General features: G+C 38.4%; 18 protein-coding genes, 1 pseudogene and 1 other annotated feature. Of the genes and pseudogenes, 10 read left to right on the top strand and 9 right to left on the bottom strand.

Going from position 1 to position 26,107, the window contains the following annotated elements:
- Window positions 1–70: 70 nt before the first annotated feature.
- Complete coding sequence (locus HC000_RS07385) at window positions 71–3,748, bottom strand: translocation/assembly module TamB domain-containing protein (RefSeq protein ID WP_179807323.1); 3,678 nt, start codon at window positions 3,746–3,748, stop codon at window positions 71–73.
- Window positions 3,748–5,475 carry an autotransporter assembly complex family protein gene (locus HC000_RS07380; RefSeq protein ID WP_179807322.1) on the bottom strand — a complete coding sequence of 576 codons (1,728 nt, stop codon included), beginning with the start codon at window positions 5,473–5,475 and terminating at the stop codon, window positions 3,748–3,750. The genes HC000_RS07385 and HC000_RS07380 overlap by 1 nt, the downstream gene beginning before the upstream one ends.
- Before the next feature lie 201 nt (window positions 5,476–5,676).
- Here HC000_RS07380 and HC000_RS07375 point away from each other — a divergent pair, with 201 nt between their 5' ends.
- Window positions 5,677–6,012, top strand: a complete 336-nt coding sequence (locus tag HC000_RS07375; protein WP_011328642.1) for a ribonuclease E inhibitor RraB — start codon at window positions 5,677–5,679, stop codon at window positions 6,010–6,012.
- 36 nt (window positions 6,013–6,048) lie between these two features.
- Here HC000_RS07375 and HC000_RS07370 read toward each other — a convergent pair whose 3' ends face one another.
- The 3 genes from HC000_RS07370 to HC000_RS07360 all read right to left on the bottom strand — a co-directional run bounded on the left by HC000_RS07370 (window position 6,049) and on the right by HC000_RS07360 (window position 13,705).
- Window positions 6,049–7,800: a DEAD/DEAH box helicase gene (locus tag HC000_RS07370; RefSeq protein ID WP_179807321.1), complete on the bottom strand. Its 1,752-nt coding sequence runs from the start codon at window positions 7,798–7,800 to the stop codon at window positions 6,049–6,051.
- A 529-nt stretch (window positions 7,801–8,329) separates the two neighbouring features.
- Window positions 8,330–10,987, bottom strand: coding sequence for a TonB-dependent receptor (locus tag HC000_RS07365; protein WP_179807320.1), 2,658 nt, complete (start codon window positions 10,985–10,987; stop codon window positions 8,330–8,332).
- Between the two features lie 372 nt (window positions 10,988–11,359).
- Window positions 11,360–13,705 (bottom strand): DNA polymerase II, encoded by a 2,346-nt coding sequence (locus tag HC000_RS07360; protein WP_179807319.1) that lies wholly within the window; start codon window positions 13,703–13,705, stop codon window positions 11,360–11,362.
- Window positions 13,706–13,764: 59 nt separating this feature from the next.
- Here HC000_RS07360 and dinG point away from each other — a divergent pair, with 59 nt between their 5' ends.
- The 5 genes from dinG (at window position 13,765) to HC000_RS07335 (ending at window position 17,796) form a co-directional block, all read left to right on the top strand.
- Window positions 13,765–15,840 (top strand): ATP-dependent DNA helicase DinG, encoded by a 2,076-nt coding sequence (gene dinG / locus HC000_RS07355; RefSeq protein ID WP_011328649.1) that lies wholly within the window; start codon window positions 13,765–13,767, stop codon window positions 15,838–15,840.
- A gap of 2 nt (window positions 15,841–15,842) precedes the next feature.
- Window positions 15,843–16,619, top strand: coding sequence for a TSUP family transporter (locus HC000_RS07350; RefSeq protein ID WP_086999296.1), 777 nt, complete (start codon window positions 15,843–15,845; stop codon window positions 16,617–16,619).
- 1 nt (window position 16,620) lies between these two features.
- Entirely contained in the window at window positions 16,621–17,229 is a 609-nt protein-coding gene (locus HC000_RS07345) for a primosomal replication protein (RefSeq protein WP_086999300.1), read from the top strand.
- 140 nt (window positions 17,230–17,369) lie between these two features.
- Entirely contained in the window at window positions 17,370–17,645 is a 276-nt protein-coding gene (locus HC000_RS07340) for a late competence development ComFB family protein (protein WP_058373746.1), read from the top strand.
- Window positions 17,635–17,796, top strand: coding sequence for a DUF2496 domain-containing protein (locus HC000_RS07335; RefSeq protein WP_179807318.1), 162 nt, complete (start codon window positions 17,635–17,637; stop codon window positions 17,794–17,796). Before HC000_RS07340 ends, HC000_RS07335 begins: the two co-directional genes overlap by 11 nt.
- On the opposite strand, the gene HC000_RS07330 is transcribed toward HC000_RS07335, so the two are convergent.
- On the bottom strand, window positions 17,785–19,938 hold the full coding sequence (locus HC000_RS07330; protein ID WP_218910962.1) for an exonuclease domain-containing protein: 2,154 nt from the start codon (window positions 19,936–19,938) through the stop codon (window positions 17,785–17,787). The genes HC000_RS07335 and HC000_RS07330 overlap by 12 nt on opposite strands.
- 165 nt (window positions 19,939–20,103) lie before the next feature.
- Between HC000_RS07330 and HC000_RS07325 the strand changes: the two are divergent.
- From HC000_RS07325 to HC000_RS07315, 3 genes and pseudogenes are all read left to right on the top strand, one after another.
- Window positions 20,104–20,337: pseudogene (locus tag HC000_RS07325) on the top strand (MFS transporter); the annotation flags it as partial.
- 92 nt (window positions 20,338–20,429) lie between these two features.
- Window positions 20,430–20,843 (top strand): YeeE/YedE thiosulfate transporter family protein, encoded by a 414-nt coding sequence (locus HC000_RS07320; RefSeq protein ID WP_179807317.1) that lies wholly within the window; start codon window positions 20,430–20,432, stop codon window positions 20,841–20,843.
- A gap of 3 nt (window positions 20,844–20,846) precedes the next feature.
- Window positions 20,847–21,251, top strand: a complete 405-nt coding sequence (locus tag HC000_RS07315) for a DUF6691 family protein (RefSeq protein WP_179807316.1) — start codon at window positions 20,847–20,849, stop codon at window positions 21,249–21,251.
- A 228-nt stretch (window positions 21,252–21,479) separates the two neighbouring features.
- On the opposite strand, the gene HC000_RS07310 is transcribed toward HC000_RS07315, so the two are convergent.
- The 3 genes from HC000_RS07310 to HC000_RS07300 form a co-directional block, all read right to left on the bottom strand.
- Window positions 21,480–22,973, bottom strand: coding sequence for an acetyl-CoA hydrolase/transferase family protein (locus tag HC000_RS07310; RefSeq protein WP_011328660.1), 1,494 nt, complete (start codon window positions 22,971–22,973; stop codon window positions 21,480–21,482).
- An 813-nt stretch (window positions 22,974–23,786) separates the two neighbouring features.
- Window positions 23,787–24,461, bottom strand: coding sequence for a hypothetical protein (locus HC000_RS07305; protein WP_013463096.1), 675 nt, complete (start codon window positions 24,459–24,461; stop codon window positions 23,787–23,789).
- Window positions 24,462–24,581: 120 nt separating this feature from the next.
- A complete protein-coding gene (locus tag HC000_RS07300) occupies window positions 24,582–24,746 on the bottom strand; it encodes a hypothetical protein (protein ID WP_157743020.1) in 165 nt (54 codons plus the stop codon).
- A gap of 91 nt (window positions 24,747–24,837) precedes the next feature.
- On the opposite strand from HC000_RS07300, the gene HC000_RS07295 reads away from it, so the two are divergent.
- Window positions 24,838–26,057 (top strand): IS3 family transposase gene (locus tag HC000_RS07295; RefSeq protein ID WP_236613520.1). Its coding sequence is split into 2 segments (ribosomal slippage): window positions 24,838–25,126 and window positions 25,126–26,057, totalling 1,221 coding nucleotides; the frame shifts between segments, so codons are not numbered across the junction.
- Window positions 25,116–25,232, top strand: a sequence feature (AL1L pseudoknot). Its footprint overlaps the gene before it by 117 nt.
- Window positions 26,058–26,107 lie beyond the last annotated feature (50 nt).

Below are 26,107 nucleotides of genomic sequence, written 5' to 3'. Positions count from 1 at the left end.
TACATTAACCAAGCTTTTATCCTTGAGCTTGGTTAATACTGACTAACACCTGCTTTTTAACCGGTAATTATTAGTCCCAATCAAACTTATAAAGTATATCTACGTTTTGATATAGCCCACTGGTTATTTCGATATAAAGCTGCGAGAGCAGCTGATAACGTATTGCTACTTCACTAAGAGAGTCAAAAATACCAACACTGTATTTTACTTGTAAGCTCGGTGCCACATAGCCTGATATTTCCACTTTTGTTTGCTCACCACTGCCTTTAGAAGTAAGGCTAACATCCGACAAGCCAAACGTTTCACCCACTTTAGAAACCAACCCTTCACTGCGGCTAACCCCCTGTGAAAGTAATAATTGAGTGAGCATTGCATCGGTGGAGCTATCGCCCTCGCCTAGTGGTTGGCCATTGAGTAAATAGGCCAAAGCTTGTGCCTGATCCATCGCTGGCTCCGAAAACACTTTTAGCCTGGGTTGCTCTACATTACCTGTAAGCGTTACCCCAGCAATAACACCATTGGCGGTGTTTTCGGGATTACGAATGGCTTTAATATTTAAGTAAGGCTGCTCTATTGAGCCACTAAAGCCAACCTGGCCGGTACGAATTAACAAATCTTGGCCAAATGCTAAGTATGTACCATTTACTAACTTAAGCTCGCCTGTGGCAATAATAGGAGTTCCTTGGCTCATTTTAATCGCCAAATCGCCTTCTACTTTAGATTCTAGACCGAATGATTCAATTTTCACGTCATTTTTTACAATCAGTTTTAAATCTATATCGTAATCAAATGGCACTTTTTTAGTCGCTTTGGTTTTTTGATCAACGATTATTTCGTCATCACTAACTTGCACAGCGCCCTCTGGCAACTCTTCTATTTCAATTCGCCCATAAGGTACAATTACTTCACCCACAAGGTTTATTGCGTTGTTAGCCAAACCAATTTTTAAATCTGGAGATACTTTAAAAACGACTCCTTGCTGAGCACGTACATAAAATTGCTCACCTACTATTGCAACGTTAACGGCTGGTTGTTCACCTTGCCAATCTATGTCGCCATTTAATTTAATATTTCCGCCTTGGGGATCTGTTAAAAGGCCTTTAATTGTTGCTGTCGCTTTGTTAAATAAAATACTAACATTCGATTTTTCAAGTGCTATTGGTAGTTGCTCGCCTTGTAAATTAATGTCATCAATATTTACTTCACCTTCAAGGAGCGGCTCTTTTAATGTACCCGCTAATGCAATTTTACCGCTAATATTACCCTTAAGCTGCTCAATAGTGTCTAAAAATGGCTGCAAGTTAGAAAACAATATTTTATCTATGTTTACATTACCGCTTAATGCTTGCGTATTTTGTATGTCATCTACATTAATTTGCGTGGTAATTTCACCTAACACGCTAGAGTTTAAGTTAGCTGTTAATTTACCTGTTTGAGAATCAGTAAATGCATTCACACTAAGTGTTTCTATTGGTAAACGAAAGCTGTCTTCTTCGGAATTGTATTTGGCTATTAAATTATTTGAATTTAAAGAAGCGCGTAATGTTTTCAGCGCGCTCGCTTGCCAGTTTGCCACAAGCTCACCTGTTAACGCGCCTTTTACGCCAACATTATCTGGTAGTAAATGCTTTAGCTCTTCAAGTACTAAGTTGTTTAATTTAGCATTGAATTGACCTAACTGTTTATTTTGCGACAAAGTGTCGATGCACAACTCACTTTGTGCAGACTGCCAGCAGTGCTTACTTACATCAAAATCGCCTGTTTGAGTATTTACGTTAAGCGTAATTTTTTTACTATTGTTAAAGCTTAATTTTTTATCGCTTAACTGCACATTGCTCAGTGCACCTTGCCAAACCGCATTAGTAAGTTGGCCATTAACTTCAAACTCAACTGCACCTTTTCGCGCATCAATAGATGCGGTAAGTTGGTGATCTTTTTTATCTCCTGCTGCATCTATTTTTACACTGTTTATTTGTTGCTCAGCAACTAAAGCCGAACCAACATCTATTGCAATATTAGTTTGCCAATCGGCCGCTGTATCAAGATCAGCTTTAACAGATAACTTACTTATGTTTATTTCATCAAAAATAAAGCGATCTAGCATTAATGCTAAATCAACCGACGGTGTTAGCCTTTGGCCTCTAAGGGCTATATTGGCCTTACCATCTGCAATAAATGGCATATTAGCTTGCTCATCACTTTGCAGTGTTATATTGCCATCCACTAACCATTTGCTATCTATTTGGCCATTGAGTTCTAATTTATTTTTACCACTGCTTAAATAAAAACTATCTATATTAGCTTTTAATGCATTATCTAGCCTAAAGTTTGCGGCAAACTCTAATGGCACGTCGTTAAGTGTGCCGGTGAGTTTGGTATTATTCATTTTCAGTTGCCAAGTATCCGTTTGTGCATTAAATGAGCCTTTAAACTGCCCAGAAATGTCACTCGTTACTCCATCTGTTAAGTATTGCGCTTTTAAATGCGATAGCGTCCCTGCAAAATCTGCTTTTATACCTTGTTGCCAGTTAACATTAGCATTTATTTTTGCAGTGCTGTCGTTGGCCTTAACCGACAATGTAGAAAGCTGTGCGTGAGTAAGTGTGCCCGTTAATTGTGTGTTTAAATCAACGGCCGGATACGCGCCTAACTGGCTCGTTGCAGTTAAACTAAGTTGATAGTCATCTGCGTTGCCTTGCGCGTTTAAATTAACCTTACGTAGCGTTAGCTGCTCGCTTTGTGCGTCGATAAGCCATTGATTTATTTTACCTTTAACGGTAAATGGGTAGTTTGTTTGCTTTAAATTAGCATTGGCATTTAAACTAAGCGGAAATTGCCCTGTGGTTTCCAAATCAACGTTTAAATTTGCCAAGTCGCCACTGAGTAATAAGTCTGCTTGGTGTTGCGGGCTTTTTAATACAATATGACCTTTTAGCGGCATATTACCTGCAAGTTCTGTGTTAAGTTGTGTATTTAATTGCCACTGCTGATAACGAGCCGCTAATGAATGTAAATTTATTTTGGCATCTTCTACACTCATTTGCAGTGCTATATTTTCTATCTCATAGTCTTGTTCACCCTGCTGTATAGCCACTTTATCAATATCAAACTGCTCAATAGTTATATCCAGTGGTGAAGTAAATTCAATATTAGGCAGTGCAGGAAGCTGCGTAATTGCCGTTGACGCTGTTTGTGTTTGCTGGGATTGGGCTTGCTCTTTTAGCGTAACCAGTATTTTAGGTATGTTTAAGCTTTTTACTACAAGCTCTGATCCCATAGCTTTTGCAGATAGCTTAAAGTTATCAACTCGCACGTTGGCGCCTGGGTGTTCTAAAGTAAATACTTTTACAGCTATATTTTTAACAGCAATATTTAAAGGTAAAGTAATTTTAGTTAATGGCTCAGATGGCTCTTCAGCAACTGCTTCTGGTGATTGCTCCAAAGTTAAAGCAATTGTATTAGCACTTAAATTATCAATACAAATGCCGTCGCACTGCCACCAAAATAAATTAAGCTTTAGTTGCTGGGCATTAAAGTCTACCCCGTTATTGTTATACCGAACATTAAATACATCGTTATATAAAAACCGGCCGTTTTTAATATCAATATTTAAACCATCAACCAACTTATTTGCACTGTAGGCAATAAATTGATTTCCGGGTGACGTAAATAATATACAAAATACGGTTATTAGCAGTATGACTAAAATAGCACTGACACTTGCGGTTATTTTTTTAAATACAGACATTAAATTTCAGGCCCTATAGTAATACTCAAACGGGTGCTTTTACTTTCTTTTGTAAGCCCCCAAGCGTGGTCTATTCTTACCGGACCTACAGGCGTTAAATAACGAAAACCAAACCCAGCACCTACTTCAAATCTATCCGAAAAATCGTTGGTTGCAGTACCTCCATCAACAAATAAAGCCACCCGCCAATTTTGCGCAAACTGATAGTTGTATTCTGCAGTACCAGAGACTAAGTACTTACCCCCTATTAACTGCCCTTCATCGTTTTCGGGTGAAATTGATTGATACGCAAAACCACGCACACTTTGATCGCCACCAGCAAAAAAGCGCAGTGAATACGGCACATTAGCTATATTATCGACCAACATGGCACCTAGGTTCGCTTTTAAAAACACTAAATGGCGGTCTAAATAAGTTCTCAGCCAAGCGTTTTGTAACTGCACGCGGATCAAATTAGTACTAGAGAGTACATCTTCTACGCCAAACTCTGCAGATATTAACCACTGTTCGCCCCAATAAGGGGTTGTTCCCCCTTTTGATTTTTTACGTGCATAACTAATACCCGGCATTAACATTTCACTGCTTTCTTCTTCGTCGTCACCTATTCTATATGTTTCATGGTCGCGGCGTATAAAAGCGGTACGCACCCAGTTATTATCAGTTAACCATTGGCGTTGTACTTGCCCGGTAAGTATTTCACTATAAATATTATTAGCTAATTCATCCTCAAGTTTATAACCAACCGAAAAACGCCATAAATCGTCATTAGGATCATCCTCTGGGATTGTATAAGCCATTGAAATATCTTGTTGTCGCTCAGACACATTTAAGTTACTTTCTAGGTAATGGCCATCTTGCGTTATCCATGGTTTACTCCATTTAAAGCGCACTTTGGGGCCTAAGTCGGTACTAAAGCCACCACCCACTTCATAGCTATTTGCAGGTTTATGTAATACATCTACTTTTATAGGTACTTGGTTATTTTTACGTTCGGTTATATCTGCATATACTCGTACACTAGTAAAATAAGGCGTGCTTGATAAATCAAGATTATAATCGGCTATGTGGGTCGATTTATAAGGCTGCCCTTTGGCAAAAGGCGCTAAAGAACGAATATACTTTTCAGCAGGTGTATCGCTAGCAATTACAATATCGCCAAACTGATAACGCACCCCAGTTTCAATAATAAAAGTAACTTCTGCGCTATGTTTCCCCAAAGATACTTCTAGTTTACGCGCAGGCCATTTAGCGTCAAAATAACCTAGCTCTAACAGCATTGATTCTATTTTTTTATGCGCGCTGTCATAATGTCCGTGGTTTAAAATATCTCCCTGCTTTAGGGTAATATTATTAATTACTGCCAATAAAGCGGAGTCCTGCTTGCCAGCCCCCTTTACACTAATATTTATTGCAGCGATGCGAGTAGCTGGCCCTCGCTCAACTCTAACCACCAAATCACGCTCATCTTTATCAAAGTTAACCTCTACTTTAGGGCTGTAATACCCTAATGCTTTAATACTATTCTCGACTTGTTTTTTTGCATAGCGGCGCAGGGTCAAGGTCGGCTTTTCACCTATAAGTTGTTTTAAATAAAGCGCAACATTTTTTTCTAAATCGTCATTTATCCCTTTAATCTCATAATCTTCTATTACATTTTCAGAGGCAACAGACTGAGCACTCAGAAGAATGCAAAAAATAAACATGTAACGCAAAAACTGATTAAACAAGTAAATATCCTTACCTTTAATTCTTAAAATATAACGATGCATCAACTCTATAATATCATAGCCGTAATGAGCCTTACATTAACTTAATAGCTACCCAGTGACATAATATGCAATCTATAATATTAAAATTAGTACGCTTTAAGCGTTTATTTTGGTTACAATAGCCCTAACAAGTACACAATAATTTTAATGAGTTTTTTAATGCAATTTCCTGATGACGAAAATGGCCAACTTTTAGCTGAAATAGCCGCCGCTGGTATTGATTTAAGTAAAATGCACCAAGTCGATTTTTATATTTTATTTGAGCAACAAAGCGATGCAGAAAAGTTTGCCAAAGAAGTAGTAGCCGATACATTAGTACAGCATGCTGAACTCGAAAAATGCCAAGACACTGGCGTATGGGAAGTAATTACTCAAGTACAAATGGTTCCTGAGCACACTCTATTAGGCCAAGCTGAGCAATACATTGAAAGCATAGCTAATAACTTTAACGGTTACGGCGATGGTTGGGGATTAATGGACGCAGAAGAAGCTTAATCTGCATTCCCATACTAAATTATAAATCAGTTAAACCTAAGGGTTTAACTGATTAGCTTTTCTAAAACTGCCTTTATAATCAAACAGCTTATCTGCTACCTTCCAACCATATTTTTTACTTTTACGCGCAATTACAAAGTCGGGCGCAATTAAATCTAACTGTGCGTTAATTACCTGCTCTGCCGTTTTAAATTTTACGGGTGCTTGACCTTGGCCTACCCGCTTACCAAATTGCCGATTAAAAATATACGCCGCCCCTTTATTTGCAATATCGTAAACTTCGTCGCAACTTGCACCGTCTTCGTCAAAATACGTTACTTTAATCATCTCATTTTTAAGGTGCGTTACACTTAAACCACTACAGCGAAGTACGAGTGCATCTTTTAAGTTTAAAGCATTGCGCAACTTATCATCAGGGTCGGCCATCACAGCATCACAATCATGGCATTTTCGAGCAGCAATATCATTTTGTGCGCCGCACTGCTCACACTCTTTAAAACGAAAACGATAATCGCATTGATCGCTTAAACCGTTATCATCTTCTAGCAAACCTTTACAACGCCTGCCGAAGTGTTCAATAACCTTTCCTGTAGAGTCAGTTTTACCCCAATAAATATTAGCAAAGCCACAGCCAGGACAAAGCACTTGTACCGGCTCGTTATCGCTATCGCCTTTTTTATCGCCAACCTCAGGGTGAAACAAATCAAAACCATTTCCGGCATAATCGATCACCAAACAATCTGTTTTTGACTCGGCTAATCTAAGTCCTCTGCCGACAATTTGCTGGTATAAACTCACCGACTCAGTAGGGCGTAAAATAGCAATAAAATCAACATGAGGTGCATCAAAGCCGGTGGTGAGTACCGATATATTAACCAGGTATTTTAATTGCTTGGCTTTAAATTGCTTAATTATTTTATCGCGTTCGCTATTAGGTGTGTCACCTGTAATTAAGGCGCTTTGCTGATGAGGTAAATAGCTTAAAATTTCTTGTGCGTGCATAACCGTAGCGGCAAAAATCATAATACCTTGGCGGTTTTCACTATATTGTATTACTTGTTGTAAAATGGCCTGCGTTGCGCGTGCGCTGTTTTTTAATAACGCATTCATATCCTCATTAGTATAACGGCCAAATGCGTCACTGGTTAACGCCGAAAAGTCGTAATGACTAATCGCCGCATCCACTTCATTGGGTGGCGTTAAATAGTTATGTTTGATCATATAGCGCAGCGGTAATTCAAAAATACAGCTTTTAAATGGGCTGTCTTTATTGCCCCGCACAAAACCATGATAGTGATAATGATAAATCCACCCCATACCTAACCGATAAGGCGTTGCCGTTAACCCTAATACTTTTAATTGAGGGTTATGCGCTTGCAAGGCATTAATAACTTTACCGTATTGACTTTTTTTATCACCATTAACTCTATGGCACTCATCAATAATTAACAGTGAATAATGCTCATTAAGCTGATCTAAATTACGCGATAGCGACTGCACGCTGGCAAAAGTAACCTGATGGTTTAACGATTTTTCTTTTAATCCTGCCGAAAATATACTCGCCTCAAGCCCAAAGCTTTTATATTTTTGTGAATTTTGCTCTACTAATTCTTTAACATGCGCCAGTACTAAAATTTTTTGTTTGGCGATACGCGCAAGCTCAGCAATTACCAAACTTTTACCCGCACCAGTAGGTAATACAATGACTGCGGGATCATTGGTTTTTCTAAAGTGTAAAACGGTACGTTCAACCGCCTCGATCTGATAAGGTCTTAGGGTGTAGGTCATTATTAGCTTTGGTAATTAATTAGTAAGTTGGATATACTATGACTATAAACAATATTCTCTCGATCTCAGAAAATGTCTACATAGTCTTTATAATAGGCTCATAAAGTAAACAGTAATTAATTTTGGTTTACATGTAATATTCTGCAATCTTGTTTTTATTTCTATAGTTTACCAAAAATATTACATTAACAACTTCTTATTTGTGCGTGTAGATCTTAGCCAATAAAAATAACGCACTTATGTTTTGGTTATCGTTATAAGCTATGATTACTAGTGCTACATTTTGAAAGGAGCTAATTTCATAAAAGCTACTTGTTATATTTAAAATCAATCACCAGCGACATATTAATAAATTTTCTCAACTCAAAAAGTCTACTTTCTAATCTTCATCTTTCTATCATCAATAAATTTAGGTATTCATTAATACCTATGCAGCTCTACCTCCTCTTTTGAGTTGTAACTTAAATATAAAATGCCACTTTTCATAAAAAAGTGGCATTTATCAAAGTCTATGTATTAACTAGTTGGTTTAGAATTTCAGCTTAAAACCTGCATAATACAAACGCCCTAGCTGACTATAAAGTGAACTATCATAAGATAAATCTGGTTTTAAGATAGGATCTTTATCCGCTAGATTATTAATACCGGCTGTAAGTTCAACATTCCAAGGTGTTATATATGTATAATTAACATCGACTATATTATATGAAGATAAGTTACCTACTGCAGTAAATATAGTACCACTTTCATCAGCTTCTGTTTTCTCTGCTGTTGAAGCAATATGATTAAAGTTAACATTAACTAAATGAGACTCAATATCCCATGTCAGACCTAAACTAATACGTCTCTCTGGAAGTCCATCACGGCCTACTTGATTAACATTCGAATAACCAATGATATCTGGTGACTTATAGCTTAATACTTCAGACCAAGCAAAGTTAGAACGCAATTGCCCTATTTCACCTAAGTCAAATCGTGCATTTAGTTTAAAGTCTAATCCATCTGTAGAGAAACCAGGTATATTTGCCATGGGCGCTGTTACTAACAAAGAGCGACCTGTAGAACTGCCACCACGGTCAACAGAAACTTGGTCGTAACCAGCTGCATTGTCACTTGGATCTTCAGGGTTACCCAATAAACCAGCATTTTCAAGATCAAATACATCTTGAGCGCTTAATGAACTTATTTGGTTTGTTATTTCTATATCATAATAATCTAAAGATACATCAATATTATCAGTAACATTATAAACTATACCTAAATTAATACTTTCTGACTCCTCAGGTTGAAGTGTCGTAGTTCCAACATAATAAGTAGTATGCTGCTCTTCTTTACAATCACCTCGAGATGTACCCGCAGCGCCACATAAAACAACATCTTTAGCATATGCAGCAGACTCTGAAGGCGCTTTGTATAAATCTTCTAAAGTAGGTGCGCGGAATCCTTTACCCCAAGAAGCCCTAAGTACAAGTTCATCTAAAGGCTGGAACTTAATAGAAGCTTTCGGAACAAAAGAAGAGCCTACATCACTATAATCATCATAGCGAGCTGCAAAGTTTAACTCCACCATATCAGTAACAGGTACTAATAATTCTGCAAAAACAGCACTTTCAATTCTATCACCTGCTGCCGAACCACCTGCAGTACCTATAATATTCTTAGCTTCATTTTGAGCTTCTGCTTGGTCAAAGTAATCAGTTTCGCGGTAGCTAGCACCTATATATAAACCTAAATCACCGCCATCCAGTGTTGCTAAATCATTGAAGCTAACGCCAGCCGTAATCTCACGTAAAGTACTACCTGAACGACGATTACTATTTGCTGCGAAACTAGCAAGTTGCTCTGAATATGCTGATTGATCCGGATCTCTAGGATCCCAACCGTCTATAATTGCGTTTTCAACACTTGGACGGTGAACGTAGCCTTGTCCCCATTCATTCATATCATATCGGTTATAATGAGCATCTACATGCCAATCAAAACTTTCATGCATACCATTTAAAGATGCACTCCAGTCTGCCATATTACTTACTTGCCAGGTATCACGTGCACCTATTGAATCAAAGCGATAGTACCCTCTATCACCTGCATTAACTGCAGTTAAACCTTTAGCTGTATCCTCAGGCATATCAATTGGAAATGCGAACCAACCTGCAGCAGGAGCAAAACGGCCAAAACTTTCATTACGTGAATTTAAAGAACGGAAGTTAAAAATTAGATCATCATTGATATCATAATCAAAATTCACAAATACTGAATCACGCTTTGTTGAAGCAGCATCAGCTGCAAGAGCCGTGTAATCATAATGACACCCATCATCATCGGGGGAATTTGGTGCATCATTATGGTATGCAAAAGCATCACCATAAGCAGAACAATCACCTGTTGTTATCATTGGATTAAATTCAAAAGTACTCATATCTAAGATATTTCTACCATACCAACTTTGACCAGTAGTACCTCCATATGTACCAGACCCATCATCTGAAGATCTAGAAAACCAACGATCACGTTGATAAATGATATCACGTTCATCATGTTCATAACTAAAAACTAGATTTGATTTTTCAGATTTAATACCTGTAATCATAGAAAAAGACCCTTCGTCTCCCCCCCCATCTCTACTTGGTTTCCCCATACGACCTTGAATTTGTACACCCTCAAAATCTTTTCTTAAAATAATATTTACAACGCCGGCTATAGCATCTGAACCATATACTGCAGATGCTCCATCACCCATAACTTCAATTCTTTCTACTGCAGCAAAAGGAATAGTATTTAAATCTGCTGCTCCGCCGCCCATGACTGGCGAACCTGGCATTTTTCTTCCATTGATAAGAACAAGAGTACGTGAAGAGCCTAGTCCTCTCAAGTTAACGGTTGCTTGGCTCTGCGCTGTATTTCCTGAAGATGGCTGAATCGAACCAAACGAGTTAAATGTAGAACGGTTAAGTACATCAGCTACACTTAGTTGCCCCGAATTATCTAAAGATGCGCGATCAATAACTACAACCGGATTAGCTCCTTCAATATCTGTACGCTTTATACGTGATCCTGTTACTTCTATACGCTCTACTTTTTCTGCGCCTTCTTCTGCAGCAAATGAACTTGCTGAGAAAGCAGCAGTAGAAGCTGCACCAAAAGCGATCGCTAAGCGAACTGCTTTTGAAACTTTGTTATTTAACATTTGATTCTCCCAAGAATACTATTTTATTTTTTATATTTAATCATCTGATTACGAATAAACAATGATTACGCAACCAATGATAATACTATGAGAACAGAAAGGTCAACATAAAATTAACTTTAAGTGACCTGTCATTATCATATATCACACTTAATCACCGCTATTAGTGCTAGCCGTTTACAAAAAGTCTTTTGGTAAGTGCGATACAAATTAAACAATAAAAATAACCCATTGTTTTTAAAGTAGTTTACTTCAGTGTTATTTTCGACTGTAGTTTAATTAAAATTATACTTGTTAACTTTCGGCATGTGAATTTTTGTAAACAGTTTATTTAATCAGTTTCACACTTTGATTTTTTACTGATTATTAAGCTTAAAACAAGGTACTTTGGGTTGAGTTTGGCTGTACGCCAAGTGCGCTTAGAATCATATCGGCAACTGGTTCTAGCTGCCGCTGTATATAAAGAGGGTAATTGAGGGTGTTGTTTCCATTGTAAATTTCAGCGCCATTAATAGCATAAACATATTCTATTATTTGGCCGCGCTTTACATCAAAGTCGGGGTTATTCGCTTTATATTTTTTTACTGCTTGCACATGCGGGGGAATATTTTTTACATAGTCACTTAAATTTTGGCCTAAACGTTTACGGTATATAAGTTTTTTATCAAACTCCCCTGCGTATAGTTTTTTAGTGTAGCTTTTTATAATGTCGTTTAATTGCTCTATTTTAAATTGTTGATCAAATAATGTTTTAAAAAGTTCGGTTTGAAACTCTTGTGCAAACTGGGTCCAATCGCTGCGCACGGTTTCCATTCCTTTAAAAATGAGCTGCTTGGCGTTGTTTTTATCAATTTGGCCAACGTAACGTTTTTTTGAGCCTATTTTTTTTCCTCTTATGGTTGGCATAAAAAATGGGCTGTAATGGGTTTCAAACTCTATTTCTAAATAACTGGTCAACGAAAAGCGAGTTTTAATGCTATCTGACCAGCGTTTGTTAATAATTTGCATCACATCATTGCCTATTTCATTGCAATCTGTGGCATTTAAGCGCTCATTTACGTTTACAAATATTGAATCTGTGTCGCCATAAATAACCTCATAACCCAGCTCTTCAATCCATTTTCGGGTGGTTTGCATGATTTCGTGTCCCCTCAGTGTAATTGAACTTGAGAGCCTTGGATCGTAAAACCGGCAACCTTTAGAGCCTAATACGCCATACAAGCTGTTCATTATTATTTTTATTGCCTGAGAAAGCATTGGCTGGTTGGTGTCTTTAGCTTTTTGGCGAGTATGGGTTAAGTGCTTAATTAATTTGGGTAGGTGATGCAGCTCGCGTGAAAAAAGTGCGTCGTTAAACCCTGCTACCGCGTTTTCGGGAGAGTTTAGCCCCTCTATAAGGCCTAATGGATCAATACAAAAAGTACGCATAATTGACGGATACAAGCTTTTAAAGTCGAGCACTAATACATTTTCATATAACCCAGGAGTCGACTCCATTACATAACCGCCTGGGCTTTCAAACGATAAGCCATGATCGCCTAAATTAGGTGCAACATAGCCACTGCGATGTAATAAGGGTAAATATAGGTTGGTAAATGCAGCTACCGAGCCGCCCATACGCTCTAGTTCAAGCCCCGTAAGTTGCGTTCTTACTATGGCAAATTCAAATAGCTTTAACTTAACAAAAATTCTATTTACTAATATACAGTCTTGGCGGTTATAAGCGGCAAGTGCGAGCTTGTCGTGATTAAATTGACGAATAATTTCGCTAAGGCGATTATCAGCTTGAATTAACTTAGACTCGCCCAGCACTTTATAAGAAATATTAGCTAACGAATAACTATCAAAATGATAAGTGGCATTTTTTAGTGTATCTATACCATCTATTACGCTGCGCCCAGGTAAAGTAAGCCGGGTGTAATGACCCGTTCTAATTGTTAAAGGTTGTTGATCTCTACCTAAATTAAGCACCAGTCCTAATGCTTCTGCGCGCGCGTTAAGTACGCTAAAATCAAATTCAATTACATTCCAACCTACTATCACATCCGGATCGTTACTAGTAATGTAGCACTGCAGTTTTTGCAGTAAGTTTATTTCATCAACGCACCAGTCAATATTAAATGCCTTACTGTGAGGCTGTGGCTCACCAATCATTAATACGCAATCGAGGCCATTACCAACTAATCCAACAGAGAACAACACGCCTTCTGCGTTACATTCTATATCTAATGAAAGCGACGCGAGCTGTGGCGTATAGTTTGGATTAGCTTTTAGTTTTGCTTGAGTAATTTCGATAAAGCCATTTTTTTGTAGCGCCTCTCCAGTTACCCACACTCCTCCTTTAATAAAGCGCTCCATTAAAAATCGGTCGCTGTGGCGAATATCCCCTTCGTATATATTTATTTGCTCCTCAAGCTGGACTCTTGCTTTATAAAGGCTACTACTGTCGTTAAAATAGCAGGCTGTGCAGTCAACACCACTAAAGTGGCGCATATTAACCGCTTTAAAACTTACCTTTATTTTGGCTTTGGCTAATAACGTTTGTGCAAGAGGAAGTTGTTGTTGCGCAATAAAAAATACGGCTTGCTGGTTTTCAACAACTACCTTTATAGGCCCATACTCAGAGCTTAACCAATAACACAAAGTGAAACCCTGCCTGTTTTTATACGAGTATTGTTGCCTTGATAAAATAAAGCCCTGATAGATTGCTTGTGTCAATGTCCGATCCCACTTAATATATACACTGTAATTATATACATACTTTAGGTAATCATCACATGCTATCGAGCTCATTAAAAAAAACTATTAGGCAAGTACATCAGCATGTGGCTAATAACCTAAGTGATTACCGCCCGCGTAGCAGCCAAAATTACTTAGTTGCCGAAATAGCAAAAACGCTAGCGGGGGAATATCACAAAAAACAACGTATTTGCGTTATAGAAGCAGGTACAGGCACAGGCAAGTCTCTGGCGTATTGTTTAGGCGCTCTGCCACTAGCGCTAGCACAAAAAAAGAAGTTGGTTATTTCAACCGCCACGGTTGCACTGCAAGAGCAGTTAATAGCCAAAGAATTGCCTTTTTTTAAAAAGCATTCAGGGCTTAGTTTTAAATTTGATTTAGTAAAGGGTCGCCAGCGATACATTTGCGCTCATAAACTACACAATGCGGTTAACGGTGATAGCCAAACACAAATGGAGTTTATGCCTACGCTTAGCTCCCCTTTAAGCGTAATGGAAACCAAATGTTTAAATGAGCTTTACACCGCTTATACAACTAAAAAATGGCAAGGCGACAGAGACAGCTGGGCCGACACGGTTCCCGATAAAGTATGGGGATTAATAGCCTGCGATAAACATTCGTGCCAGCGCCAAATGAAAGCGCATCAAACCTGCCCGTTTCAGCTTGCTCGCCAGCAATTAATGCAAATGGATGTACTGGTGATAAACCACTCTTTATTACTTGCAGATTTGGACTTAGGCGGGGGTAAAATTTTACCCGAACCCGACAACACTATTTATGTAATTGATGAAGCGCACCATTTAGCGCATATTACTCGCGACTTTTCATCTGCGGCAGCGACAATAAAAGGCACCATAGAGTGGCTCGATAAGCTCACTAAATTTAGCGGAAAAATGGCTAAAGTAATAGTGGGTCAAAAGGCGATAGGGCAAAACTTTAAGCTTTGCGATAGCATTAACGACGCCAACAAAGATTTAAAAGTAGTACGCGACATTCTCGATAATGCTGACTTTGAATATTCAAAAGATGATACTTACAGATTCGAAAATGGCGAAATTCCACAGTCATTACACAGTAAAGCCAAAGATATAAGCGAAGCCACGCAAGATGCACTGCGCTGCTTAAGTAAAATGCACGACACGCTAACTCAAGATGTAAGCGACGGAGATATAAAACCCTACGTAGCCGACCCTATTTTAGGCGAGAGCGGACAATACATAAATCGTTTAGAGCAATTAAATAAGCTTTGGTTTAGCTATGCAAATAAAGGCGAAGGCACACCCCATGCTAGGTGGATAAAGCGCCTTGAATATAAAAACCACCATGATCATTTATTAAGCGACTGCCCTATTGAAGTAGGTTACTACTTAAAAGACAAGCTATGGAGCGAGTGCGCGGGCGCGGTTTTATGCTCGGCTACATTAAGTGCTTTAGGCTCGTTTGATCATTTTGCTTACGAAACAGGCCTTGCCAAAGAAGAAGGCGTTAAGTTTATTAAAGTGCCCTCGCCTTTTGATTATCCTAATCAAGCCACTTTGCGTATTCCGGTCTCTAAAATTGAACCAACCGATAAAGCGTTTAGCGATCACTTAGCCAATACTCTACCTGAGTATTTAGATACCAAAAAGGCCAACCTAGTATTGTTTGCTTCTTACTGGCAAATGGACCATGTATCAAAGTTTCTTAGAACAAAAGGTTTTAACTTATTAGTACAAGGCGAAATGTCGCGTGAGGCAATGCTTAAATTACATACTAAAAATATTGATGAAGGCAAAGGTAGTATTTTATTTGGCACTCAAAGCCTATCAGAAGGTCTTGATTTACCAGGTAAATACCTAGAAAACCTAATAATTACAAAAATTCCTTTTGCCGTACCCACCTCGCCAATTGAAGAAGCGCAAGCCGAGTTTGTACAAAGTAAAGGCGGCAATCCTTTTTTATCGATAACCGTTCCCGATGCGGCAAAGAAATTGGTACAAAGCTGTGGTAGACTGCTGCGTAAAGAAAGCGATGCTGGCTGTATAACTATTCTCGATAGGCGCTTGATCACTAAGCGATACGGCAAAGCAATGCTCGACACCTTACCTCCTTTTAAAAGACAGATAGATTATTAATAATGTTTGAACTTGCACTCGATCCAACAACCTGGGCTATTTTATGTGCCGTTGCACTTGCCGCAGGTTTTATTGACGCCATCGCCGGTGGTGGTGGTATGTTAACAGTTCCTGCTTTATTAACAGCAGGCTTACCACCGCATTTAACGCTTGGCACAAATAAATTAGCCGCAAGCTTTGGTTCTTTAACTGCGAGTTATACTTATTATAAAAAAGACTTATTTAATCCTAAGTTTTGGCTAGCCTCTATTTTTGCCACCGCCATTGGCGCATTAATAGGCACTTTAATAGTTGATCATTTAAGTATCGACTTCTTAAATAAATTATTACCTATAATTATAATTGTTGTAGCCTGCTATAGCTTGTTTGGTAGCTTAAGCACCACAGAGGAAAGTGAGCTACCTAAGCTTACGCAAACAATGAAAATAAAGCAGTGGCTGCAAGGTTTAAGCTTAGGTTTTTTTGATGGCTTAGCAGGACCAGGTACAGGCACCTTTTGGACCGCCTCAAACGGCATGCTATATAAAATGAACCTACTGCTAAATTGTGGTTTATCGCGCTCAATGAACTTTGTATCTAACTTTATTTCACTTATTACTTTTGTAGCACTAGGGCATGTTAATTTTTTACTGGGTATTACTATGGGCTTTTTTATCATGCTAGGCGCATGGTTTGGCGCGCATTCAGCAATACGCTTTGGCAGTAAGTTTATTCGTCCAGTATTTAATACTATGGTTATATTATTAGCACTAAAACTTATTTACGAGGCTTACTTTTAATATGCACTCACCCGCTTTTGATAAACTACGCCAACAAGTTGCAACCTTAAAGCAGCAAGCCGAGCAATTTGATAAAGCCAAACTGTTTTCTAAAAACCGTTATATGCAAGCGCAACCAAGCTTATTTGACCGTGCTGTTTTTAGTACTAAAAGTATGAACCTAGCCGACTATGTAACCGAAATAGAAGACGAAGTATCGTCTTTACCACCAAGTGAGCATCGCCATGCATACACCTATGCACTTGAGCGTATAGCAACACAAGTACAAGCTGTTTTTAATGTTATTAAATCAACCCCTATTTGGATAAAAGAAAATAAAAGTCACTATAAACCGCGCCCCAAACAAGCTGTTTATAAACAAGCCGTGCAACAAGTAATACAATCATCTCATGAGCTTTATGACGAACTTAAACAAAATCACGAATTTGAACGCCGATTATTGTTAATGATTGAAGAGCGTAAAATGCAAATGGATAAAGCAACTCCGGCTAAAGCACAAAAGCTAAATATGGAAATATTAACAACGCATGCACGCTTAGGCCGCTGTAGAAAAGCAATTTCGGCCACCGAAGAAAAAATACAACGTGTAGAAAAACAACAACTTCGCTAAACACTTTAAGTATGTTTTACAATACCAATCAAGCCACTAACTAATTAACCGTTAATAAATAGCTGTAAAACTACCCCCTCGATTTATACTGCACCTTGGTATAAACTCAATTAAATGGATTAAAAACGAGCGAGTGGAATATGCAATTACACGAAGATATACATAACTTTTACGAAAAATTTGTTTTAGAAGAAATAATTAATCGCAAACTTAATGAGCAGTATACTGATGATGTAATGGCCGATTTTTGCTGTACCGTATTAAATCAACTGCCTTCGCGCTATATTCGCTCCGACGTAGATATGGCCTATTATTTATCACAAACAGAGCGTATGCATATGCAACAGCGGGTGCAAACAGCCATTGATGTAGCAATTAGCCAAATTGCAAAAAAGAAACCCCAACATGAGCAATAACCTACAACAAGCACCAACCCATATAAAACTCGCAGTCGATTTAATTATGCTACTAGAGCAACACGATGTTGCTCCTGATGAAGTACTTAAAGCACTCGAAATAGTAAAAATCGACTTTGAAAAAAAGCAGAGTAATGAGCTAGCCTTGTGATTTTTGAATTAACAGTAACAACTGCGCTGTGGCGGTTGCATCGGCAAGCGCTCGGTGATGACTGGTTAAATTTAAATTAAAGTGCTTTGACAAATTACCCAACGAATACGATTTTAAACCTGCAAAGGCTTTACGCGACTCTACCACAGTGCACAACTTGGGCATTTTAAAAGGCACTTTTGCCATTTCGCATTCTTTTTTAATAAACCCGTAGTCAAAGTTAACATTGTGTGCAACAAAAATGCTTCCCGCTAATTTAGCCATTAAAGGTTGTACTATATCTGCAAATACTGGCGCATTACTTACCATGCTATCGCTAATACCGGTTAACGACGTGATAAACCCGGGTATATGTCGCTGTGGGTTAACTAAAGTAGTCCAGGTATCGATTACTTTGCCATGCTGTACTTTTACTAAGCCAATTTCGGTTATTTTGTTACCGCCTTTTAATGCGCCTGTCGTTTCTAAATCAACCACGCTGTAAATGCGATTGGGATCTATAAACCATTTAACAACGGCTATATATACCTCAAAGCCGACATTTTTTAAATTATCAATGGTGGTTAATTGGTTGCGCCTTAGCTTGTCGCCTGGTGCTTTTACTTCTTCAAAATGTACTTTGCCATTAGTAATAACCATTAAGTCGGGGTAGCCGTCTTTTAGCTGTAAATAATGTTTACTCATATTGGTTAAGTGATCGATTAACGCCTCAATTGGGCTATTTAAAATCAGCGCTTCTAGTGGTTGTAGTAGCTCGTTATGCCATTTAAATAAACCGTTAGGTTGATCAAAGTATTGCGCTGCATTTTTGCATACTAATTTAAGTAATGCCTGAGGTGTTTGGCACTGTGCTAAGCGCTCATCAATTTGCGCTGGTTGCGCTGCATAAAAGTTACCAAGCCTTAATACTTGCGGGTAAATATCAAACTCATTGCATGGCGGATAAGGGGTATCAATAAATAACTCGTGCCAAAATACTAAACCAAACAAACTTTGCCACAATGTGTTTTCGGTATTAAAAACCTGCATACCTTGGGCAGTGTAATAGTCGTTTACGCCTTGCTCTACTTCACCTCGGTATAACTCGTCAATTTCGAGTGTACATTGCGTGTCGGCAAGCATGGCACTTAAACGCGAACGTGTTTTTTTATTAAATTTACGCATTAAAAAGTCGTCGGCAAAATACAGTAAATCATCCGTTAGCGGATTTTCAATAATGGCTTCTAATCGTGCTTTTACCCACTCTTTATTACCAAGCCGGTATTGCTCTCTTATTTGAATTTCGTGTGCTTCGCTATCATCCACGCACCCTTCAAGTAAGCTAAAAGCAAGTTCGCTATTGGTATTTTTTAACTGTTTAAAAAGCTGTACTAATAACTTATTTTTAAGAGCAACGGCAATGGCACCGTGCGAAGCTTGCACTAAAACCAGCGGCGCTAGAGCAACGTAATCGCTCTCATCGGCTATATTTTTAAATGCTAATCGGTAACGGTTTAATAAATAGTTTGATTGCGCCTCGGCCTTAGTATCAAAGCGCGATAAGCTCTCGCTGTGCCCTTCACGCGTAGCGGTTAAACCTAAATCGCGCATTACAAAACGATTTTGATGATTCACATCACCACTGCTTAGTTTTCCTGCAAATAAAAACTCAAAATACTCGTAATAATCGCCGCGGTTATTAATTACATACTGGCTATAAAGCGGTGCAAGCTCATGCGGGCATGCTTTAAAAAACTCACGGGCAATATCCACCAGCGCGCCTTTCGCGGCACTTTTTTTAAAGCTTATTTGATCAGGATAATTACTTAGCAACTCCAGCAAAGCAGGTTTGGTTAAGTGCGCCAAAAGCTGTGAATAATGCAGCTCGTTTGGCTCAAATAAAATACCGGCTTTTTTTAGCGTATAAATAGCCTGATGCGGCGAGGTTATTTCTTCATAATTAAGCGACTGCGCCTGTACCAAATAAGGCTTGCGCGAATATACACGCGCCAACATGCACTGGCTTTGCTCATCTAGCTGGTTAATTTTACTAATAAATTCGCTGTGTTTAGGCTCAAGTAAATGCATACATTTACTTGTTACAAACTCGATAAGCTCTCTAAAATGCGCTAAATAGTATTTTGCTGGTAATTCTTTTTTCATAATACCGCCATAACTGTATATAAAAACAGTATCTAGTATTTGCACTTATTATTCAATCTTAAAGTTGTAATCAGTAATGCTTTGAGTTATCAGGCGTTAATTAGGATAAGATTTAGCACCATTAATAGTACTAATAATATTATTTTTTACGTTAATTATGATGCTGCAGCTCTTGCCGTTGCTGCCAGTGCGCAGTGGATTGCTAGCTTTGCAATCACTATGACCTTCTCTATTATGCTTGCCAATATAGGCCTTGCCAGTGCTTATGGCTTTTATGCGTTGTCGGCACTTATAAGTATATTTTTTGTTGTTAAATACATTAAAGAAACGCGCGGCAAAACGCTCGAATCTATGTGGTTTTTTAAAAGCGGTGATATTAATCGCCAGCAAAAAAAATAACGGGTGCTAACTACTTAGCGCCGAATCAGCAAGTATCAATCGAAATGAAACAAACCGGTTTAGGTGTTTCTATTGTTTGGGAAATTTAAAAAATGGTAACAGAATTCACCCCAGTGTCGGCTGCAATAGGCGGTGCATTAATAGGTATAGCGTGTACGTTATTACTGGTTTTATACGGAAAAATTGCAGGCATCTCGGGCATTGTTAAGTCTGTATTTGCTAAAGTAAGTTCGGGCTCTCGTTGGCAGCTATACTTTATTTTAGGGTTGTTGTTGGCAGGTGTAGCTGTAAGGGTATTTGCCCCTTCTTTATTAGAAGCCGAATTACAGTTGTCGCCTTGGCTTATTGTTGTTGCGGGGCTTTTAGTTGGCGTAGGTACAACTTTAGCTAATGGATGTACAAGTGGCCATGGTGTGTGTGGCATGTCGCGTTTTTCTACCCGCTCTTGGGTTGCAACGTGTACATTTATGCTCGTCGCCTTTATTACAGCAAACCTGGTAGGATAAATAATGAAAGCAATTATGATGGTTGTTATAGGCTTTATATTTGGCTTAGGGCTTATTATTAGCGGTATGACAAACCCCGCTAAAGTAATTAACTTTCTTACCTTTGGAAACCAATGGGATGCAAGCTTAATTATAGTGATGGCTGTTGCCATGCTAATAATGATGCTTACGTGGTTATGGGTTGCAAAAAAAGAGAAGCCACTCCTTTCAGGATCATTTAATTTAAGTGATTTAAAAAAAGTTGATGCGCGCTTAATTACTGGCTCAATACTCTTTGGTTTAGGCTGGGGTTTAAGTGGCATATGCCCAGGCCCGGGCTTGGTTCAATTAGTGTCTCTTAAAATGGAATTTTTGCTGTTTTTTGCGGCCGTGCTAGGCGGTATGTGGCTAACTAAAAAGCTTACTTAAGTTTGATTTTAGAGGCTGTTTAAGTAACCCATTAATACCAGGTGTTAATGGATTACTTAAAGGTAATTAGCCAGCACTTATTATCCGAATTTAGGCCTTTTAATACTCAAGACTAAGTGGCTAATTAATTGTGTAGAATAGCGCTAAAAAAACGCCCCTAAAAGGAGCGTTTAATTAAACCCAAAACAGATTAACTGTATGGATTGGTGCAACTTGGGATTATATTTATTAGGCTTTTTTCATACTGCCTTGCTCTTCAAGGCGAATATGCCAGCTAAACGCTTCTTCTAATAAATGAGGTGTGTGTCCGCCTCGCTTACAAGCGCGCTCATAGTAATCTAGCATGGCGTCACGGTAATCTGGGTGCACACAGTGCTTAATAACTTGTACAGCACGTTCACGTGGCGCTAAGCCGCGTAAATCGGCTAAGCCTTGCTCGGTTACTAATATATCAACGTCATGTTCGTTATGGTCAACGTGGCTTACCATAGGTACTACACTCGAAATAGCGCCATCTTTAGCAATCGACTTAGTAACAAATATCGCTAAATGCGCATTACGTGCAAAGTCACCCGAGCCGCCAATACCATTCATCATGCGAGTACCACAAACATGGGTTGAGTTTACGTTACCGTACATATCAAACTCAAGCGCAGTATTAATGGCAATGATCCCTAAACGGCGTACTATTTCAGGGTGATTCGACACTTCTTGCGGACGTAACACTAACTTATCTTTATATTCTGATAGGTTATTAAATACTTTTGCATTACAACGCTCTGATAAAACAATTGAACTGCCTGAAGCAAATTTAAGTTTACCGGCATCAATTAAATCAAAGGTCGAATCTTGTAATACTTCTGAGTACATTGTTAAATCTTCAAAATCAGAATCTAACAATCCCATCATTACCGCGTTAGCAATATTACCAATACCTGCTTGTAATGGCCCTAGGTTTTCTGCCATACGCTTTTGTGCTACTTCTTCTTTAAAAAAGCTCACTAAGTGGCTGGCAATAGCCGCTGTATCTACGTCAGGGTCGGTAACTGTTGAAAACGAATCGCTCTGATTAGTAAAAACAATGCCAACAATTTTAGCAGGATCAATTGGAATAGCCGTGCTACCAATACGATCATCTACTTTAGTTAAAGGAATTGGTTGGCGCACAGGGCGATACGAAGGAATATATATGTCATGCAAGCCTTCAAGTTCAGGGCTGTGCAACATATTTATTTCAATAATCACTTCTTTAGCAAAAATAGCAAAGCTTGCAGAGTTTCCTACCGAAGTAGTAGGCACAATATGGCCTTCTTCAGTAATGGCTACCGCTTCAATAACCGCCACATCAGGCATAGTTAATTGATGATTACGCAACTGCTCAACGGTTTCTGATAAATGCTGATCAATAAACATTACTTCGCCGTTATTAATCGCTTTACGTAATGTGCTATCTACTTGAAAAGGCATACGGCGGGCTAGCACACCCGCTTCTGTAAGTAGTTTATCTAAATCATTACCTAACGACGCACCGGTCATTAGGTTTATTTTCATTGGGTTATTTTTAACACGCTCAACCAGTGCTCTTGGCACGGCTTTAGCTTCACCGGCACGAGTAAAGCCACTCATGCCTACTGTCATTCCATCTTTAATAAATTGGCTAGCTTGTTCTGCTGACATTACTTTTTGGTGCAGATTGCTATTGCGGATACGTTCTAACTGCATACTACTGAGCCCCTTTTTAATTTGGCGTTATTTTAAGTATTACAGCGCACTTCGCAATCTAGACTTAGGTCGCATTTACTAAATTAAGTTACGCAAACACAGAATAAAGTGCCTTGGTGGTAGCAATCTACTTTAATGTACGAACATTTATATAAATTTAATATGCTGATATAGCGTAAGTTTTAAGTGAGTATTTAAAGTATGGGATTAAAATTGGAAAAAAGTAGAATAATGAGAGAAAAATAAATTGAATAAAATGTAGTTTAAAAATTGGCTTAATTATAAGTAATTAGTTTATACACCCAATGTTGTTTGAAGTATAAGTTGGCATAAGTACAAACGAGCTTATTGGGCTACAGCTCCGTTAGTGTAGTGTATGTTGGCATAATATTGAAGTAAAAATTGGCATAATGTTACCAAATACTGGTTTTAGAGCCAACCACATAAAAATACTGTCAAGTTTAGTTGGCTGCTATGTGCCATGAGCCGACTATCAGCCGTAACTCGTTTCTGCCCCAAAACGTGTTAAAGCAATTATTCTATAGGTCGGCTTTGAGCGATAACCGGACACTGAAAAAGTTAAATTTATTCCTGTGTTTTAAGTAGAAATCTAATTTTGTCCAATAACATTATTAAACGCCGTTTTGGGGCAAAATAACATGCTTAATTCCTAGCTGTTTTAATTACTTGTTTACAAAGGTAATTATTGGTGAAATTATCAGGGTATGTAATATACGCCGTTTCGGTGTGTTATAAACCACCAAAATGGTGTTCAATAAGCTGTTAGCTGTTTTGCTATGTTCTAGGCTTTTTTCAAATAAAAACATCGACTTTCTTTTTGTCGGTTAACAATAAAGCAGCCTTTTCTTGATATAAATCAAAAGTATCGTCTGATATAAATTTATCAAACGTATTAATTATTTCTTTCATGTAAGAGGCTCTTACTTGATAAGTCTGACGTTCAGGATATTCTTTAGCAAGTCCATCTAATTTCTCTGAACTATTAGAAAAATACTCCATAACATTAATTTTTTTATCAGGATCTACATCCCCTCCACCATAAGAAAGGATCCTAAGTTTAGACTCTAAACTATTCATATCTTCTCTTTTTTTGGATATTATGGGGTTTCCTGACTTACCTAATCTAACTGGTTCATCACTATCGTATTTTTGTGTGTATTCTCGTTCCATTTCATTCACATTTTTAACAATACTATGAAGTTCTTTTATACTCATATTAGAAAAGTTGAGCTCTTCTTTTTTAAATACTTTTTCATATGCACTTCCCTCAATTAATGATGAATCAAAAGCATTATTGTCTTTTTTTTCTTTAACTTTAGGATCAAGGTGAGTTGTGTTTATATTAATTTTTAAGCCACTTTCGCTTGTTTTAGTAGAAAAGCTTTTTATTTTTTCATCATCACTGTTTGTAAAAATAGATATTTTACTTTCAAATAGAGTAGGTAGTAGATTGGTGCTGATTTTCATAAAAATCCTTTTTCATATGTCGTTTTCTTTTATCGACATAATTTTATAAAACTTAAGCTTTTATTTTAGATTGTTTTCTATTAACGACTCATAGGGCTGAGTCGTTAATAGAAAGTTTAACTAGCCACCAGATCTTACTTCATAAGTAATTCCACCATAAGTAGATCCAGTTGTTGTTTTATTTTCAACTTCCCAATAATAAGTGCCTGCATTAAAGATAGAAGTGGAAACTGCTACGCTATATCCGCCAGCAACTCTATCTCCATTGCTATCAACCAAAGTCACTTTGAAATCATGTCCGTCATAGTTTCTTAAAATTGCAAAACTGAATCGCCCCGTGTTTGCCAGAGACTCAATAACTTGAGAAACTGGAACTATGAAAAAATCAAATCGCTATACATCAGAATTTCGTGAACGTGCAATTAGGCTTGTTACCACACAACAGCATGAATACCCTTCTCTTTGGGCTGCGCTAGTATCGATTTCAGATAAACTGGGATGTACCCCAGAAACACTTAGAGCATGGGTCAAGAAATCTCAAGCTCAACCGTCTAAACCCTCTTCTAATACGCAATCAACTGAAGAACGCCTTGCCGTCTTAGAGCGCGAGAATAAAGAGCTCAAGCGAACGAATGATATCCTGAGGCAAGCTGCCGCTTTTTTCGCCCAAGCGGAGCTCGACCGCAAACAGAAGTAATAGTGGATTTTATTGATGCTTGCAGAGAGCATTACGGTGTCGAGTCAATTTGCAAGGAATTGCCGATTGCACCATCAACGTATTATTCTCATAAACAGATACAAAGAGAGCCTGAGCGACTGTCTAACCGCAAAAAGCGTGATGCTGAGCTGATAATACTCATTCGCGAAGTGTGGGAGGATAATATGTCAGTTTATGGTGCAAGAAAAATATGGAAGCAGCTACAGCTTGACGACCATCAAGTCGCCCGCTGTACAGTCGAACGATTGATGCGAGTTATGGGAATTCAAGGTGTTCGTCGGGGTAAAGCACATAAGACAACGATACCTGACGAGCAACAAGATAAGCCACTTGATTTAGTTAATCGTCAATTTACTGCTGAGCAGCCAAATCAACTTTGGGTAGCTGACATCACCTATGTTGCCACATGGAGTGGGTTTGTTTATGTCGCTTTCGTGATAGATGTTTTTTCACGATACATTGTAGGTTGGCGTGTATCAACGACAATGCACACAGAGCTTATTCTTGATGCGTTAGAGCAAGCTATTTGGCATCGTGGCAACCCCGAAGGGTTAATTCACCACAGCGACAGAGGCAGCCAATATTTGTCTATACGATACACTGAGCGACTTGCTGAAGCTGGAATTCAAGCGTCTATAGGCAGTGTGGGTGACTCTTATGACAATGCATTGGCTGAAACAATAAATGGATTATTTAAAACAGAGATTATTCGCAGAAATGGCCCGTGGAAGAATGTTGATGCTGTTGAATACGCAACGTTAGAGTGGGTCAATTGGTTTAATAATCAACGCTTATTATCTTCAATTGGGTATATTTCACCAGCTCAATATGAAACAGACTACTATGATAATTTAAACGAGTCAGGTAAAGTGGCCTGACTTAAACAAACTGGTCTCCGATGAACTCGGGGCGATTCATTTGTATACAT

Origin of the sequence: Pseudoalteromonas sp. MIP2626 (genome assembly GCF_013414205.1) — a bacterium.
In the GTDB taxonomy this organism is placed as follows: Bacteria; Pseudomonadota; Gammaproteobacteria; order Enterobacterales; family Alteromonadaceae; genus Pseudoalteromonas; species Pseudoalteromonas nigrifaciens.
This window is presented reverse-complemented; position numbering and strand designations above follow the sequence as displayed.

Coding starts and splice junctions, on each gene's coding strand:
- HC000_RS07335 (WP_179807318.1), top strand. CDS start 17,635: ATGAGCAATAACCTACAACAAGCACCAACCCATATAAAACTCGCAGTC.
- HC000_RS07385 (WP_179807323.1), bottom strand. CDS start 3,748: ATGTCTGTATTTAAAAAAATAACCGCAAGTGTCAGTGCTATTTTAGTC.
- HC000_RS07315 (WP_179807316.1), top strand. CDS start 20,847: ATGAAAGCAATTATGATGGTTGTTATAGGCTTTATATTTGGCTTAGGG.
- HC000_RS07345 (WP_086999300.1), top strand. CDS start 16,621: ATGCACTCACCCGCTTTTGATAAACTACGCCAACAAGTTGCAACCTTA.
- HC000_RS07375 (WP_011328642.1), top strand. CDS start 5,677: ATGCAATTTCCTGATGACGAAAATGGCCAACTTTTAGCTGAAATAGCC.
- HC000_RS07340 (WP_058373746.1), top strand. CDS start 17,370: ATGCAATTACACGAAGATATACATAACTTTTACGAAAAATTTGTTTTA.
- dinG (WP_011328649.1), top strand. CDS start 13,765: ATGCTATCGAGCTCATTAAAAAAAACTATTAGGCAAGTACATCAGCAT.
- HC000_RS07370 (WP_179807321.1), bottom strand. CDS start 7,800: ATGACCTACACCCTAAGACCTTATCAGATCGAGGCGGTTGAACGTACC.
- HC000_RS07330 (WP_218910962.1), bottom strand. CDS start 19,938: ATGAAAAAAGAATTACCAGCAAAATACTATTTAGCGCATTTTAGAGAG.
- HC000_RS07305 (WP_013463096.1), bottom strand. CDS start 24,461: ATGAAAATCAGCACCAATCTACTACCTACTCTATTTGAAAGTAAAATA.
- HC000_RS07320 (WP_179807317.1), top strand. CDS start 20,430: ATGGTAACAGAATTCACCCCAGTGTCGGCTGCAATAGGCGGTGCATTA.
- HC000_RS07365 (WP_179807320.1), bottom strand. CDS start 10,987: ATGTTAAATAACAAAGTTTCAAAAGCAGTTCGCTTAGCGATCGCTTTT.
- HC000_RS07350 (WP_086999296.1), top strand. CDS start 15,843: ATGTTTGAACTTGCACTCGATCCAACAACCTGGGCTATTTTATGTGCC.
- HC000_RS07310 (WP_011328660.1), bottom strand. CDS start 22,973: ATGCAGTTAGAACGTATCCGCAATAGCAATCTGCACCAAAAAGTAATG.